Source organism: Flavobacterium sp. Sr18, assembly GCF_011064265.1.
In the GTDB taxonomy this organism is placed as follows: Bacteria; Bacteroidota; Bacteroidia; order Flavobacteriales; family Flavobacteriaceae; genus Flavobacterium; species Flavobacterium petrolei.
Genome location: NZ_CP049329.1, coordinates 1,535,860 through 1,552,460 on the forward strand (window position 1 = coordinate 1,535,860; position 16,601 = coordinate 1,552,460).

Below are 16,601 nucleotides of genomic sequence, written 5' to 3' on the forward strand. Positions count from 1 at the left end.
ATGCAGATTAAGAAAAAAATTACCTTTACCTACATTGCGCTTTCTACCCTCAGCACACTTTTACTAAGTTTGGTGGTTTTCTTTTTGTTCAAACAAAATAACCAATATCATTTTTTAAAAAGATTACAAGATCGGGCTAAAATTGTGGCGTCGATTCATTATCAAAATGACCCTGTAAAAACCCGTTATTTCAAAGAATTTAAAGCTAATGGACTCGAAGAACTGATTGATGAGAACAATTATGTGTTAAAAGTCAGTGGGAAAAATACCTTTGAATATAACACCGATCTTGATTTACCAGCTGATTTTTATTCGAAAGTAATGGCCAATGGTTCTAATTGGATAGAAAACAGCAACCGCTATTTTTATGCCCAAACTTTTACAGAATCCAATCAAAAATATATTGTAATCATTACTGCAATAGACCGCAGAGGAAATGTCAGCAGCATTTATATCATACAAATTCTGTTTTTTGGAGGGCTGGCTTTTATATTATTGGCGTATTTTCTTGGTAGATTTCTGGCCAGAAGAGTCATCAATCCAGTAGCGCGAATTACGGATGAAGTAAAAATAATTAGCGCATCAAATCTTCACAACCGCCTTCCTGAGACTAAGAGTTCGGATGAAATTGGTGATTTGACAAAGACGTTTAACAATATGCTGGACCGACTGGAAACCTCATTTGAAATTCAGGCAAATTTTATCAATAATGCGTCACACGAACTAAAAACTCCCGTAACAACCATCATTGCCGAAGCCGAAATCATGCTTTTGAAAGAAAGAAATGTTGCGGATTACATTGCATCTTTAGAAAACATTCACAGTCAGGCATCCCGACTTGGCGATCTTACAGAAAGCCTTTTGAAACTGACCCAAACTGGATATGACGGCAAAAAACAATTATTAGATATCGTCCGTATTGATGAACTTTTAATGGATGTAAAATCGGATATTGACAAAATTTATCCCAATAACAGAGTAACGATTAAGTTCAAGAAAATTCCAAGCGACCCAAGCTTGCTGGAAATCCCTTGTAACAAATCTTTATTGGAACTTTCGTTGAATAATATCATTGCCAATGGAGTCAAATATTCGGATAACGAAACGGTCTTTGTTACTTTATCTGCCAACTCTTCAAGTATCAAAATTTCAATTACTGATATTGGAATTGGTATTCCCGCAGAAGATATTCCGCATCTTTATGAGCCTTTCTTTCGAGGCAAAAAAGCATCAAAATACAATGGTTATGGCTTAGGACTTCCACTTGCCATGAAAATAATCCGGATGCACAACGGAGAACTTCAAATACAATCGGAACCTGACAAAGGGACAATCGTAAATATTACTTTTAAAACGGTCAACATTAAAAATTCTAATGTTAATTCTTAGAATATTCTAATTTTAATTTAAGGTTGCTATAAACTGGGTATTGTTATTTTGTATGTACAAAGAAATCACATCTGCTACATATGAAAAATATTCTTATCCCATCGACATTACAAGACGACACAATCAATGCTGTAAAAACGGCCATAAATTCTGCAAATGGCAATCAGTGTCAGCTCATATTAATGTTACTTGCAGATATTCCTGACACGTTTTCCTCTGCCAGTTTATTGAGAAACATCAATACAGGCTTAAACTCAACCCAAGAAAATGTTTTGGATGTGTGTCGCAAAATCATCTCTGAAAGTAAAAATTGCAACTTAAAAATCCACCATCAATACGGAATTTCTTCACCGGTTTTTAAAAATTTAGTAAGCCATTTCAACATTGGTTTAACCATTATAACTCCTTCTTTTAAAATTTCAAAAAAGAAAATCAATTCCTTTTGCATCCAAATTATTTCCAATAGCAAATGTCCGATTCTGCACACCAATACAAACTTTGACCAAGACATATTCAGCCAAGCTTTATACCTTAAAAATTCAGATTCACACCTTCATGCAGAAGATTTGCAAGCTTATGTGAATACACTTTTTCCTTTGAAAATTGTGAGTGAAAGCGAAACGAACGAAAGCCAACCTTTTTTGAGCGATACAATAGCTAAAAACAACATTAACATATTGATTGAAACCAGAAAACCAAAGAAATTGAAATTATTAAAGAAAGAAAAAGCAGCACTAAACGAGTTACTAGGATTACCAGTTCTTTCATTATACGAAGAGATTTACTAGGAAAATCAAATGATTGTTTAAAATTTTAATCCAAAGTATATGTTACTAAATAAAAAAATTCCAATGAAATATGTGTTGGGTAAAATAAGAACCGAATTGACATTAGTCATTGTGTTTTGTATTTCCTTTCAAATGTTTCATTATTTCTTCGAGACTATAGCAATCAATATTCCTATTGCAATTCCTACAATAATTGGAACCATTATTTCATTATTACTGGCATTCAAATCGAACCAAGCGTATGACCGTTGGTGGGAAGCAAGAATAATTTGGGGTTCTATTGTCAACGATTCCAGAACGTTATTACGCCAAATCATTATTTTTTATGATGACCCCGATTTTTCGGTTCAGGCAAACGATTTTAAAGAAAAATTTGCCAAAAGACAAGCAGCTTGGTGTTATAGTCTTGGACAGTCGCTCCGAGAAAAAGATCCTTTAAAGCCAATAAAAGGTTTACTGGACGAAGACGAATTGCGTTTTGTAAAAAAACACAAACATGTTCCTAACGCAATTTTATTGCTACATGCCAAAGATTTAAAAAAAGCACTTAATACCGGTAAAATTAACGTTTACCAACAGGTAGAAATAGACAATACATTATCGCGATTGTGTGATTCGATGGGTAAATGTGAACGTATAAAAAACACCATTTTCCCAACAACTTATAGTATGTACATTAGGTTTGCATTGTGTTTGTTTATTATTCTATTGCCTTTTGGCTTGATAAATAACATTGGTTGGCTTCAAATTCCACTGGTAACAACCATTGCTGCCGCTTTTTTCTTAATCGAAAAAATGGCTATTCATTTGCAAGATCCATTTGAAAACAGACCTACAGACACTCCTGTAAGTGCTATTTCAAACACCATTGAAAAAAACCTTATGCAAATGGTAAACGAATATCGAGATGAGTTTGAGGAAGAATATTATTCATACCAAACAGCGAATCAACCCATTAAACCGCTAAAAAACACGTATTTCGTGCTTTAGAATTTTCATTTTTATTGCCAATCCACTCTATTTATTGGGGTGGATTTTTTTTGTATTAAATGTTTGTTTGAAAATCGGCATCTCTTTTTCGATAGCAAAACGACTTAAAGCGATAGTTTTAAATACCGTAAAAAACAGTATTTTTGCATTCCGATTGAAACTGATTTTTCAATCTATACATTTTTTCAATCTTTAAATTAGACACATGAAAGCATACGTATTTCCAGGTCAAGGCGCACAATTCACAGGAATGGGTAAAGACTTATATGAAAATTCAGCTCTTGCAAAAGAATTATTCGAAAAAGCCAATGAAATTTTAGGTTTCCGCATCACAGACATAATGTTTGAAGGAACTGCCGAAGAATTGAAAGAGACCAAAGTAACCCAACCGGCCGTTTTCTTGCATTCGGTGATTTTAGCAAAAACATTAGGCGAAGATTTCAAACCAGAAATGGTAGCGGGACATTCATTAGGTGAATTCTCAGCTTTAGTGGCGAACGGAGCTTTATCCTTTGAAGACGGATTAAAATTAGTTTCACAAAGAGCTTTGGCAATGCAAAAAGCCTGCGAAATAAAACCTTCGACTATGGCAGCCGTTTTAGGATTGGCTGACAATATCGTTGAAGAAGTTTGCGCTTCAATTGACGGAATTGTTGTGGCCGCAAATTACAACTGCCCAGGGCAATTAGTGATTTCTGGAGAAACATCAGCTGTCGAAAAAGCGTGTGAAGCGATGAAAGCAGCAGGTGCAAAACGTGCTTTGTTATTACCAGTTGGTGGTGCTTTTCACTCTCCAATGATGGAGCCGGCACGTGAAGAACTGGCTGCAGCTATTGAAGCAACTACTTTCTCTACTCCTATTTGTCCAGTATATCAAAATGTGACGGCAAAGGCAGTTTCAGATCCAAGCGAAATCAAGAAGAATTTAATTATCCAATTGACAGCACCTGTAAAATGGACGCAATCGGTACAACAAATGATTGCTGACGGAGCCACTTTATTTACTGAAGTAGGTCCTGGAAAAGTATTGGCAGGATTGATTGGAAAAATTGATAAAGAAGCGGTTACTGCAAATGCATAATTAGCCTTTAGTGTTCAAAATAGTATCCTCATAAACTCTGGTTGATGAGGATTTTTTTTATCTTTATAGAACGAGTTCAAATTAATTTTAACTTTTAAAATGAAAAAAATGAAAAAAGCACTTTTAGGATTAGCATTTATTGCAACTTTAATGACTTCTTGCAAAAAAGAAACAAAAGACGAAGTAAAAGAGGCTACCGAAGCCGTTGGCAATGAAATGGAAGATGCTATCGATACAGCAGCTGTAAAAGTTGATGCTGCAGCTGATTCCTCTAAGGTTAAAGCAGGAAAAGTTCTTGAAAAAGGAGCGGAAAAAATGGATGAAGCCGCTGAAAAATTGAAAGAAGCCGCAAAAAAATAATTCAAAAAAATAGGCTGTCAATGACAGCCTACTTTTTATTTCCTGATTTTCTGTTCCCATTTCCAAGCGCTTGCCATCGCTTCTTCAAGCGTCGATTGTGCTTTCCATCCTAAAACAGCATTGGCTTTATCGGTATTGGCATACGCTGAAGTTATATCTCCTTCTCTACGGCCTACAATTTTATAAGGCAATTTTTTACCGCTTACTTTTTCGAAAGTATGTATTACTTCTAAAACGGAGCTTCCGGTTCCGGTTCCCAAATTAAAGGTTTCTACTTTTTCCGTATTTTTTTTGTTCAGCAAGCGTTGCAAAGCGATAACATGGGCTTTCGCCAAATCTACAACGTGAATATAATCGCGAACTGCTGTTCCATCTGGAGTTGGATAATCATCTCCATAAACCGAAAGCTCTTTACGCAATCCAAAACCGGTTTGTGTAATAAACGGCACTAAATTCTGAGGAACACCAATAGGTAATTCTCCAATTTCAGTAGAAGGATGCGCCCCAATTGGATTAAAATAACGCAATAAAATCGCGTTGATATTAGTAACTTTGGCTGTATCAGTGATAATTTCTTCTCCTATTTGTTTCGTATTCCCATAAGGAGACATCGCTGTTTGAATCGAAGCATTTTCAGTTATCGGCATGGTTTCCGCCTGACCATAAACAGTACATGACGAGCTAAAAATGAAATTTGCTTCCGGTTTTTGCTGTAATTCTTGTAAAACATAAACCAAGGCATTGATATTATTTTCATAGTATAACAATGGGTTTTCTACACTTTCGCCCACTGCTTTCGAAGCTGCAAAATGAATAACACCTGAAATATCATGATGCCTTTTGAAAAAATCCTGCACTTTTTCTTTTTCTCGCAAATCTAATTTTTCGAAAGCCGGAACTTTACCCGTAATATTCTGAATTCCGTCCAAAACACTCAAGGAAGTATTTGATAAATTATCGACAACGATAACTTCATAACCTTCGTTTTGTAATTCTACTACGGTATGAGATCCTATGAAACCCAACCCACCTGTGACTAATATTTTCATGATTTCTTTTTTCTATAAAAACGCAACTTATTGCGTCTTCTCGTTTATAAAAAAAGACGCGATAAATCGCGTCTCTACTAAAATTATCCTAAATATTCTAAAACAGAATCTGTTATAAACTTAATTTGCTCGTCATCTAATTCGGTGTGCATTGGCAATGAAAGTACTTCCGTCACCAATTGATTGGTTACTGGAAAATCTTCTTCTTTGTAACGAGAATCAGCGTATGCTTTTTGCGAATGCAACGGAATTGGGTAATAAATAGCACAAGGTATTCCTTTATCTAATAAATGCTGCATTAAACCATTCCTGTCAGCACCAATAATTCGTAATGTATATTGATGAAAAACGTGACAGTCGCAAATATCACAAATACTTGGCGCAACGATATTTTTATGCCCTTCAAAAGCAGCAGAATATTTCCTGGCTGCGTCTTGTCTGGCTCTTCCATAATCATCTAATAAAGGCAACTTAGCGTTCAAAACCGCTGCCTGAATACTGTCTAATCTAGAATTTACACCTACAACATCATGATGGTATCGCTCATACATTCCGTGATTTACAATTCCGCGAAGTTTGTGCGCCAAAGCATCATCATTCGTAAAAATCGCTCCACCATCTCCATAACATCCAAGATTTTTAGAAGGGAAAAACGAAGTTGCTCCTACGTGACCAATCGTTCCTGCTTTCTTTTTAGTCCCATCCGAAAATTTACAGTTGGCACCAATCGCTTGCGCATTATCTTCGATAACGTATAAGTTATATTCTTTGGCAATAGCCATAATTGCTTCCATATTGGCGGCACGACCAAACAAATGTACCGGTACAATTGCTTTTGTTTTTGACGTAATCGCTTTTTTGATTCTTTCAATAGAAATATTCATGTTGAACAAATCCACATCTACTAAAACGGGAGTCAATTGTAATAAAGCAATGACTTCCACTGTCGCAGCAAAAGTAAAATCAGCAGTGATTACCTCATCTCCTGGTTTCAAATCCAGTCCCATCATCGCAATTTGTAGCGCATCGGTTCCATTTGCACAAGGAATTACGTGTTTTACGTCCAGATATTTCTCTAATGATTTTTGAAATTGATGAACTTGAGGTCCATTAATATAGGTATTAGTGTCTAAAACTTCCTGAATAGAAATGTTAACGGTATCTTTTATTTTTTCATATTGACTTTTTAAGTCAACCATTTGGATTTTTTTCATTGCAATTTTTGTTTAATGTTCGAAAAATTGCCGTTTCTAAACACAGCAAATACTTTCTTAAAACGAAGAACAAAAATAGTTATTTATGAGTTGAAACCAATGCAACCAACAGTAAAAAAGATAATATTCCAATGAAATAAAAAGGAAGTACCTGTAACCAAAATTTAAATATTACTGCAGAAGAAATTAAAATAAAGAAAACGTATTTTAGCCCCAAAATTTTAATCATGCTTTTTCTTTATAACTTAATCGTTCATTTTGCTGGTTTTTTATTAAAAATCACTGCGCTTTTCAGTCCAAAAATGAAACTTTTTGTGGATGGCAGGAAAGAAGTTTTCCCTGTTTTGGAACAAAAAATAAAACCTACTGACAAAACCATTTGGTTTCATGCCGCTTCTTTGGGCGAATACGAGCAAGGTTTACCCGTTATTGAAAAGATAAAAGAGCAATTCCCATTGCACAAAATCGTGATTACTTTTTTTTCTCCTTCGGGTTATGAAGTTCGTAAAAACAATACTGTTGCTGATGTTACGGTGTATTTACCTTTGGATACCAAGAAAAATGCACAACAATTTCTACAACTCGTTCATCCGGATTTAGTGTTTTTTATCAAATATGAATACTGGCCCAATTATTTATTCGAACTCAAAAAATCAAATACTAAAACCTACCTGATTTCTGGAATTTTAAGAAAAAACCAACTGTTTTTTAAATGGTACGGTGGTTTTTATAGAGACGCTCTGGCTGCATTTACCTACTTTTTTGTTCAAAATGAAATTTCAAAAAAACTACTGCAGCAGTTAGGGAAAAGCAATGTTGCCGTTTCTGGTGACACCCGTTTTGACCGAGTGGCCACAATTTTAGAAAAAGATAATTCGCTGGATTTTATTTCTCAATTCAAAAACAACACACTCACTATTGTTGTGGGAAGTTCGTGGCCAAAAGACGAAGATTTAGTAGTGAATTTTATTAATTCGAATACTTTCAATGTCAAGTTTATAATTGCACCACATAATATCAAGGAAGAACAAATTCAACAATTAAAAAACAGTATCACTAAAAAAACTGTTTTATTTTCTGAAAAAGAAGGAAAGCAATTGGCTGATTTCGATGTTTTCATTATTGACACCATTGGAATTTTGACAAAGATTTACAGTTATGCAGATATTGCTTATGTGGGCGGCGGTTTCGGGAATCCCGGAGTGCATAATGTTTTAGAACCCGCTACTTTTGGTGTTCCAATCCTTATTGGCCCTAACTATTCGCATTTTGCAGAAGCAATTGCGCTAGTCAATATGGAAGCTTGTCTTGCGGTCAGCAATCAAAAAGAATTAAACGAAGCTCTTGAAAACCTAATACGCAATGATGACATCCGAAATGAAAAAGGACACATGTGCAGCACTTTTGTACAAATGAATAAAGGCGCCACTGCCATCATTTTAAAAAATATTCTGAATGATTGAGTTCAAACATATTACTACTGCTGATATCGAAACCATCGTCTCCCTGATGGAGGAATTTTATGGTATCGATAATTATCCCATCAAAAGTGACGTTTCCAAAGCTTTGTTTGAAGAATTTATTTCTAATCAAAATCTAGGCAAAGCATGGCTGATTGTATCCGACAACGAAATTGTAGGATATCTAATTCTAACCTTTGTTTTTAGTTTTGAATACCAAGGAAAAATTGCTTTTTTAGACGAATTGTACATCACCGAAAAAGCACGCGGAAAAGGGATTGGCTCAAAAGCCATTGAATTTACAAAAGAAGAAAGTCATAAATTATCGTTAAAACTGATCTATCTGGAAGTAGAACCACATAACAAAAAAGCTCAAAATTTGTATATTGCCAGCGGTTTCGAAATGCATAATCGAAAATTAATGCGTCTTAAAACTAAATAATATTGCTAATTGAGCATTCAAGCGGTAGATTTTTAAATTATTCTTAACCTGAGTCGTTTTTTATATACATTCTCAAAACAAGTAATTATAGACTGTAAAAAGGAAACGTTTTAATTTTTTGTGCGTATTTATAGCGCTTTATCCAAATATAAAACCGCAAGCAACAATGGTATTATGAAGACTAAAATATGTAAAATTTGTACTGCGACGGCGGATACTATGTTTCGGATTCAAATTACTTCAGGAAAAAATTGGATGTTTGTTTGTCAACCCTGTTGTGAAAACTCTAAACCATTACCTCAGTACAGATACGGGGGCACTTGGAAAGGCAAACACCATTAGTACACTTTCTTACCAGCTTACAATTTAAAGTAAACCATCAATTTGTATCACACTTTTATCAAACTAAATTATATACTAATGAAATTTTTAAAATTATTCTTATTACTATTTGTCATTCAGACGCAAGCCCAGCAAGGCGGTATGTGGATTCCTTCGCTGCTGAAAGGAATGAATGAAACCGAAATGAAAAATCTGGGCATGAAAATGTCCGTGCAAGACATTTATGATGTGAATCAGTCGAGTATGAAAGATGCGGTGCCACATTTTAACGGAGGTTGTACGTCAGAAGTTATTTCGCCAAAAGGGCTAATTCTGACCAATCATCATTGTGGATTTTCACAAATTCAATCGCATTCTACCGTTGATCATGATTACCTGACGGATGGTTTTTGGGCCTACAAAATGGAAGATGAATTACCAAACGAAGGTTTGACAGTAACTTTTATGGTAAAAATTGAAGATGTAACAACACCTGTTCTAGAAGGTACTGCAACCCTTACCAGCGAAGCTGCCAAGCAAAAGAAAATTCAAGAGAACATTACGGCATTGTCGAAATCGTTGCCAAAGGAAAATTGGCAGGAAAATAAAATCCGTACTTTTTTCGAAGGCAATCAATACATCCTTTTTGTAACGGAAACCTTTACAGATGTGCGTTTAGTTGGCGCTCCGCCTTCCTCTATCGGGAAATTTGGTTCTGATACTGATAACTGGGTTTGGCCACGTCATACCGGAGATTTTTCATTATTTAGAATCTATGCTGACAAAAACAATCGCCCGGCTACCTATTCAAAAGACAACGTCCCTTACACGCCTAAACATTTCTTACCTATTTCATTAGATGGCGTAGCCGAAGATGATTTTACATTGGTTTTTGGTTACCCAGGAAAAACAAACGAATATTTACCTTCTGTTGCGATTGAGCAAATTGTAAACGAACTGAATCCAGCAAAAATCGAAATCAGAGACAAAGCCTTGAAAGTTGCCGATGGTTTTATGCGAAAAGACAATCCCATCAAAATTCAATACGCTTCAAAATATGCAAGCATTGCCAATTATTGGAAAAAATGGATTGGCGAAACACAAGGATTAAAAAAATCAAATGCAGTTGCCGTAAAAAAAGAATCTGAAAAAGAATTCCAGCAAAAAATAGTAAAAGCAGGCAAAGAAAAAGAATACGGAACACTTTTGGCTGACTTTGACAAAAACTACACGGAAATTGCTCCTTATGCGGTAGCAAGAGACTATTTTACAGAAGTAGTACTGCGCAATACTGAATTACTTAGTACGGGATATAAATTATACCAATTGGAAGAAGTTTACAAAAGTAAAGGAGAACAGTCTTTCAATGACCGAAAAAATAATTTAATATCAGGGCTGGCTGATTTTTACAAGAATTTCAATGCAACTGTCGATGAAAAAGTTTTTGAGCAGTTAATAGAATTGTATGCGACAAAATCCCCAAAACAATTTTTACCAAAAGGATTGATGAATGTGAACGCTAAAAATCTGGCTTCGGAAGTTTATTCTAAATCTCAACTGAAAAATTACGCCGGTTTGAAACAATTGTTATCGGGTGATGCCCGTACTGTTTTGGCAAATTTAAATAATGATCCGGGTTTCTTGCTTGTAAAAGAATTAGCCGACAAATATTCTAAAGAAGTTGCGCCAAAATACGACGAACTGAACTTAACGATTACTGCGTTGCAACGCACGTACATGAAAGCGCAATTAGAATTGAATACGGAAAGCCGCATTTTTCCGGATGCTAACAGCACCTTGCGTGTAACCTATGGAAAAGTAAAAGGTTATGAGCCTAAAGATGCCACTGTATACACTCCAGTAACGTATTTGGACGGCGTGATGGAAAAATATATTCCGGGAGACTATGAATTTGATGTTCCTGCTAAATTAATCGATTTATACAAAACAAAGGATTACGGTCCTTACGGCGAAAATGGGAAAATGCCCGTATGTTTTATTGGTACAAATCACACTACAGGAGGTAATTCAGGAAGCCCCGCAATTGACGCTAACGGAAACTTAATAGGACTGAATTTTGACAGGGTTTGGGAAGGAACTATGAGTGATATTTATTACGATCCAAGTATTTGCAGAAATATCATGGTGGATATCCGTTACGTGTTGTTCATTATGGATAAATATGCAGGTGCAAAAAACTTAATCAGTGAATTAAAACTAGTGCATCCAAAGAAAAACAAACCACTAAAAAATAAAAAATTAAAACAAAAATAGCCGAAAAACAAGACTAATCAAATGTTATTAAACATTTCTTAATCAATTGCTTAAACTGGCACAATAATTGTAACTTGTTCCAACGTTGGCAAAAAATAATATTTTATAAAAAAAAAATAAAAAAATATTTTACATATTAAAAAATTTATATCTTTGCCACGAATTAATAATTAACCTTTTATATTAAATTAAGATGAAAAAAGTATTTTTAAGTTTAGCTGCTGTTGCTGTATTAACTGTTGTATCATGTAAAAAAGCTGACGCTCCTGCTGAGGACGCTGCAACTACTGTTGATTCTGCTGCTATGGTAGTTGATTCTGCTGCTGCTGTTGTTGACTCTGCTGCTGTAGTTGTTGATTCTGCTGCTGCTGTTGCTACTGATGCTGCTGAAGTTGCTACTGAAGCTGCAAAAAAATAATTAGAACTCAAATTCTAAAAATTTTAAAGCCATCCGCTCTGCGAGATGGCTTTTTTAATTTGTAACAGTTTCTTAAAAAAGAAACAGCTTTACAAAAGCAAAAAAAAAGAAGAGCGTCTTGGCAATTACCAAGACGCTCTTCTTTTTGTCAATTCAATTAAAAAAAACTCAATCGATGAAAACAAAATCATTTGCTGAGAAATCTAATATTTCAGACACAGAACCATATCGTACAATTTCGTCAATTCCCTTCTGCAAACGCAGGGAAGTAGTGTACTTTCTGCTTGTTGCAAAATGATTATCCCCAAGCATTAATTTGAAATAAAACTTCCCACTGGAAGATTTAAATTTCAAAAAATTTGCTGACTGAATATTCGTTTTAAACCTTTCGATATCTTCTTCACACTCAAACTTGAGTTCATAACTCAGACTCGTAAAAACAACTTTCCCTTTTCTGGAAGTAAATACAAATTTATATTCGTCGTTATATCTTTTACTAATTACAAAAGCTCCCATGAAATTTTAGATTTTTGATTGCGGATTTCAGATACTAAACATCGAACTTCGAATTCATTACTGCAAAATCATTTTGTTTTGAGTTACAAATTCCTATAAATAAAAAAAGCTCCAAACATAGTTTGAAGCTTTTTTAGTACTCAGAGCGGGACTTGAACCCGCACGAACATTGCTGTTCACTGGATTTTAAGTCCAGCGTGTCTACCAATTTCACCATCCGAGCATTATGTGGTGTTGGAGCGAAAAACGGGGCTCGAACCCGCGACCTCGACCTTGGCAAGGTCGCGCTCTACCAACTGAGCTATTTTCGCATTATCAATTCTTAAAAGAACCGCAATACTTGATCTGTATTGCGGATGCAAATTTAAGACATTTATTGAATTACACAAGCCTTTTAGATAAAAAAATCATGTGCAAAAGTTAATCTTCTGATAACCTAAAGATTAAAAAAAAATAAAATTATTTTCTTGTCAACATTCTTTTAATTTCATTGAGTTTCATCAGCGCTTCCATAGGCGTAATGGTATTGATGTCCAGATTTAAGATCTCTTCTTTGATTTCCTCCAACAAAGGATCATCGAGATTAAAGAAACTCATTTGCATTTCATCTTTTGCAGCTTTAATTCCGTTCAGCGCATCACTGGAATGATTTTTTTCTAATTTCTTTAAAAGCTTTTGCGCTTTCAGAATTACTATTTGAGGCATTCCTGCCATTTTTGCTACGTGTATTCCAAAACTATGCGCGCTTCCTCCTTTTACCAATTTCCGAATAAAAAGTACAGTATCCTTTAATTCTTTGACAGCCACATTATAATTCTGAATTCTAGGCAATGATTCACTCATTTCATTCAGTTCATGGTAATGTGTAGCGAACAATGTCTTCGGTTTCGAAGGATGTTCGTGTAAGAATTCTGCAATTGCCCAAGCGATCGAAATCCCGTCATAAGTGCTCGTTCCTCTTCCAATTTCGTCTAAAAGAACTAAGCTCCTATCGGAAATATTATTCAAGATAGAGGCCGTTTCGTTCATTTCGACCATGAAAGTAGATTCGCCCATCGAAATATTATCACTCGCTCCTACTCTAGTAAATATTTTATCTACAATTCCCATTCTCACGCTATCCGCAGGCACGAAACTTCCCATTTGGCACAACAGCACAATCAGCGCCGTTTGACGCAAAATAGCTGATTTTCCGGACATATTCGGACCCGTAATCATAATCAGCTGCTGCGTCTCTCTATCCAAGAAAACATCATTAGCAATATAAGGCATCCCAACCGGCAATTGCTTTTCGATAACAGGATGTCTTCCGTTTTTGATTTCCAATTCGTATGTTTCGTCTAGCTCCGGGCACACATATTTATTTTCGATAGCTAATTGTGTGAAAGAACACAAACAATCCAATTGCGCCACAAGATTAGCATTCATTTGAACCGGTTTTATATACGTAGCGATCCAGCTCACCAATTGTTCAAATAATTCTACTTCTATTTTGTGGATTTTTTCTTCGGCACCAAGTATTTTAGTTTCGTATTCTTTTAATTCCTCTGTTATGTAACGCTCTGCATTAACCAAAGTTTGCTTTCGAATCCATTCCGCAGGAACTTTATCTTTGTGCATATTTCTGACTTCGATGTAATATCCAAAAACGTTATTAAAAGAAATTTTCAATGAAGAAATTCCCGTCAATTGTGATTCCCGTTTTTCAATTCCTTCCAAGAATTCCTTTCCTGAAGTTGATATTGCCCGTAACTCATCTAATTCAACATTAATTCCTTTGGCAATAGCATTTCCTTTGGCAATAGCAACAGGCGCATCTTGATTTAAAACCGTTTTTATTTTCTCCCGCAGCAATTCGCAACTGTGCAAACTGTCACCAATTACTTTTACTGCTTCTTGAGGACTTTCTAACGCCAGAGTTTTTATTGGAATAATAGCATCCAACGATTCTTTCAGATAAACTACTTCGCGAGGCGATACTTTTCCAGCTGCAATTTTAGAAATCAAACGTTCCAAATCGGAAATCTGCTTGATTTGATTTTGAATGTTTTTCAGAACACTTTGGTTTTCTTTTAAATAAGAAACCACTTGGTGCCGCCCTTGAATTTTATGACTGTCTTTTAGCGGTAATGCTAACCATCGTTTCAGTAAACGACCACCCATTGGCGAAAGCGTTTTATCGATAACATCCAGTAACGTCACTGCGTTTGGATTGTAACTGTGGTACAATTCCAGATTACGAATCGTGAATCGATCCATCCAAACGTAGGCGTCTTCGGCAATACGTTGAATCGCAGTTATATGTTGCACTCGATTGTGCTGCGTCTCGGATAAATAATACAAAATGGCTCCCGAAGCAATAATTCCTTCTTTCAATTCTTCGATTCCAAATCCTTTTAGGGAAACCGTTTGAAAATGCTTGGTTAAGGTTTCAAATGCATAATCTTCTTTATAAATCCAATCTTCAAGATAAAAACTATGATAGTCGTCACCGAAAATTTCCCGAAAATCATTTTTATTGTTTTTTGGAATCAGAACTTCACTTGGATTAAAATTCTGCAACAGTTTGTCAATATATTCAGCATTCCCTTGCGCAGTCAAAAACTCTCCGGTAGAAACATCCAGAAAGGAAATTCCTATCGATTTATTGGTGAAATAAATTGAAGCCAAAAAATTATTTGTTTTGGACTGCAACACCTCATCATTCATTGAAACCCCAGGAGTTACAAGTTCAGTTACGCCACGTTTTACGATGGTTTTAGTCATTTTAGGATCTTCAAGCTGATCACAAATGGCTACACGAAGTCCAGCTTTTACTAATTTTGGCAAATACGTATTCAAAGAATGATGCGGAAAACCGGCAAGCGCCGTTTCTGTTTCAGATCCCGCTCCACGCTTGGTTAACACGATTCCTAAAATTTTAGAAGCACGCACAGCATCTTCACCAAATGTCTCATAAAAATCGCCCACACGAAACAACAAACACGCATCAGGATATTTCCTTTTTATCTCGTTGTATTGTTTCATTAATGGTGTTTCCTTAACTACTTTATCTTTAGATGCCAATGGTTTTATGTTTGAGAAATTAAAAAATATTTAGGCGAATTTATAGATTTTTAAACAAAAATGCGGTCTCTTCAAAAAATTAAACTATTTTTTTAAGAAAAAATTAAGGCGTAAATTCTAATTTTTATATAGATTTGTATATATTTTAAAATTAGAATCACATGAAAAAAATAATTGCTTTAGGTATGCTAGTTGTTTTAGGAGTTACTACTTCTAACGCACAAGAAACATCAAGAAAATTAAAAGCAACAACTACTAAAGTTGCAACTGCAAAAGTAAATGGAGCAGGAATGGTTTTCGTAACTGAAACCATTGATTATGGCACTGTAGCTTACAACTCTGACGGTCGTCGTGAATTTGTTTTCACTAATAACGGTAACAAACCATTGATCATTACTAATGCACAAGGTTCTTGTGGTTGTACTGTACCAACGTATCCAAAAGAACCAATTGCTCCAGGTGCAAAAGGTGTTATTGGAGTAAAATATGATACTTCAAGAGCGGGTCAAGCATTTACAAAAACAGTTACTTTAACGACTAATGCAGTTGTACCAAGTAAAACACTTACAATAAAAGGAAATGTTTTAGCTGCTGATGCTGCAAAAAGCTAAATTTTAACACAATGCATAAAAAAGCTTCCATTAACTTCGGAAGCTTTTTTTTTGGTAAATTTACAAAATATGAGAAAGCTTGAAAATAGCGAACTGGAACGAAAATCCATTGAGGCATTTAAACAATCTGAAAAAACACCCCTTATTTTAGTATTGGATGACATTCGTAGCCTACACAATATTGGCTCTGTTTTTAGAACTGCCGATGCATTTCTAATTGAAAAAATATATTTATGTGGCATTACAGCTACACCTCCCAACAAGGAAATTCACAAAACCGCACTTGGAGCCACTGAAACTGTTGCTTGGGAACATAAAGAGAATGTTCTTGAAGTTATCGAAAAATTAAAAAAAGAAAAAGTAATGACACTTGCCATAGAACAAGTGGAAAGCGCTATTTTTCTGCAAAACTTTAAGGTTAAAAAAGGAGAAAAATATGCTTTGGTTTTTGGAAACGAAGTCTATGGCGTTTCGCAAGAAGCAGTTGCGTTGTGCGATGGCTCCATCGAAATTCCACAATTAGGCACCAAACATTCTTTGAATATTTCCGTAAGTGCCGGAATTGTGGTCTGGGATTTATTTCAAAAAATGAACTGGCCAAAATAGAAATTTTTAAAAAAAA

15 protein-coding genes and 2 tRNA genes are annotated in these 16,601 nt (G+C 35.2%); 11 read left to right on the top strand and 6 right to left on the bottom strand.

Annotated elements, in window-relative coordinates; all coding sequences use genetic code 11:
* The 5 genes from G7A72_RS06845 (at position 1) to G7A72_RS06865 (ending at position 4,608) form a co-directional block, all read left to right on the top strand.
* Complete coding sequence (locus G7A72_RS06845; RefSeq protein WP_165151924.1) at positions 1-1,389, top strand: HAMP domain-containing sensor histidine kinase; 1,389 nt, start codon at positions 1-3, stop codon at positions 1,387-1,389.
* An 80-nt stretch (positions 1,390-1,469) separates the two neighbouring features.
* On the top strand, positions 1,470-2,177 hold the full coding sequence (locus G7A72_RS06850; protein ID WP_165151925.1) for a hypothetical protein: 708 nt from the start codon (positions 1,470-1,472) through the stop codon (positions 2,175-2,177).
* Positions 2,178-2,216: 39 nt separating this feature from the next.
* Complete coding sequence (locus G7A72_RS06855) at positions 2,217-3,167, top strand: bestrophin family protein (RefSeq protein WP_165151926.1); 951 nt, start codon at positions 2,217-2,219, stop codon at positions 3,165-3,167.
* Between the two features lie 205 nt (positions 3,168-3,372).
* Positions 3,373-4,248, top strand: a complete 876-nt coding sequence (gene fabD, locus G7A72_RS06860) for an ACP S-malonyltransferase (protein ID WP_165151927.1) — start codon at positions 3,373-3,375, stop codon at positions 4,246-4,248.
* 108 nt (positions 4,249-4,356) lie between these two features.
* Complete coding sequence (locus G7A72_RS06865) at positions 4,357-4,608, top strand: hypothetical protein (protein ID WP_165151928.1); 252 nt, start codon at positions 4,357-4,359, stop codon at positions 4,606-4,608.
* Positions 4,609-4,643: 35 nt separating this feature from the next.
* Here G7A72_RS06865 and galE read toward each other — a convergent pair whose 3' ends face one another.
* Complete coding sequence (galE, locus tag G7A72_RS06870; protein WP_165151929.1) at positions 4,644-5,657, bottom strand: UDP-glucose 4-epimerase GalE; 1,014 nt, start codon at positions 5,655-5,657, stop codon at positions 4,644-4,646.
* An 83-nt stretch (positions 5,658-5,740) separates the two neighbouring features.
* Positions 5,741-6,871: a DegT/DnrJ/EryC1/StrS aminotransferase family protein gene (locus G7A72_RS06875; RefSeq protein WP_165151930.1), complete on the bottom strand. Its 1,131-nt coding sequence runs from the start codon at positions 6,869-6,871 to the stop codon at positions 5,741-5,743.
* Between the two features lie 227 nt (positions 6,872-7,098).
* On the opposite strand from G7A72_RS06875, the gene G7A72_RS06880 reads away from it, so the two are divergent.
* The 4 genes from G7A72_RS06880 to G7A72_RS06895 all read left to right on the top strand — a co-directional run bounded on the left by G7A72_RS06880 (position 7,099) and on the right by G7A72_RS06895 (position 11,786).
* Positions 7,099-8,334 (top strand): 3-deoxy-D-manno-octulosonic acid transferase, encoded by a 1,236-nt coding sequence (locus tag G7A72_RS06880; RefSeq protein ID WP_165151931.1) that lies wholly within the window; start codon positions 7,099-7,101, stop codon positions 8,332-8,334.
* Positions 8,327-8,773, top strand: a complete 447-nt coding sequence (locus G7A72_RS06885) for a GNAT family N-acetyltransferase (RefSeq protein ID WP_165151932.1) — start codon at positions 8,327-8,329, stop codon at positions 8,771-8,773. The genes G7A72_RS06880 and G7A72_RS06885 overlap by 8 nt, the downstream gene beginning before the upstream one ends.
* Before the next feature lie 420 nt (positions 8,774-9,193).
* Positions 9,194-11,368, top strand: a complete 2,175-nt coding sequence (locus G7A72_RS06890; protein WP_165151933.1) for a S46 family peptidase — start codon at positions 9,194-9,196, stop codon at positions 11,366-11,368.
* A gap of 193 nt (positions 11,369-11,561) precedes the next feature.
* Positions 11,562-11,786 carry a hypothetical protein gene (locus tag G7A72_RS06895; RefSeq protein ID WP_113665099.1) on the top strand — a complete coding sequence of 75 codons (225 nt, stop codon included), beginning with the start codon at positions 11,562-11,564 and terminating at the stop codon, positions 11,784-11,786.
* A 168-nt stretch (positions 11,787-11,954) separates the two neighbouring features.
* On the opposite strand, the gene G7A72_RS06900 is transcribed toward G7A72_RS06895, so the two are convergent.
* From G7A72_RS06900 to mutS, 4 genes are all read right to left on the bottom strand, one after another.
* Entirely contained in the window at positions 11,955-12,302 is a 348-nt protein-coding gene (locus G7A72_RS06900; RefSeq protein ID WP_165151934.1) for a DUF1508 domain-containing protein, read from the bottom strand.
* Between the two features lie 137 nt (positions 12,303-12,439).
* A tRNA-Leu gene (locus G7A72_RS06905) sits at positions 12,440-12,525 on the bottom strand.
* 12 nt (positions 12,526-12,537) lie between these two features.
* Positions 12,538-12,613 (bottom strand) — tRNA-Gly (locus G7A72_RS06910).
* Between the two features lie 148 nt (positions 12,614-12,761).
* A complete protein-coding gene (gene mutS / locus G7A72_RS06915) occupies positions 12,762-15,368 on the bottom strand; it encodes a DNA mismatch repair protein MutS (protein ID WP_165151935.1) in 2,607 nt (868 codons plus the stop codon).
* Between the two features lie 161 nt (positions 15,369-15,529).
* Here mutS and G7A72_RS06920 point away from each other — a divergent pair, with 161 nt between their 5' ends.
* Complete coding sequence (locus G7A72_RS06920) at positions 15,530-15,979, top strand: DUF1573 domain-containing protein (RefSeq protein WP_165151936.1); 450 nt, start codon at positions 15,530-15,532, stop codon at positions 15,977-15,979.
* A 69-nt stretch (positions 15,980-16,048) separates the two neighbouring features.
* Positions 16,049-16,585, top strand: coding sequence for an RNA methyltransferase (locus G7A72_RS06925; protein WP_113665096.1), 537 nt, complete (start codon positions 16,049-16,051; stop codon positions 16,583-16,585).
* Positions 16,586-16,601: the final 16 nt, after the last annotated feature.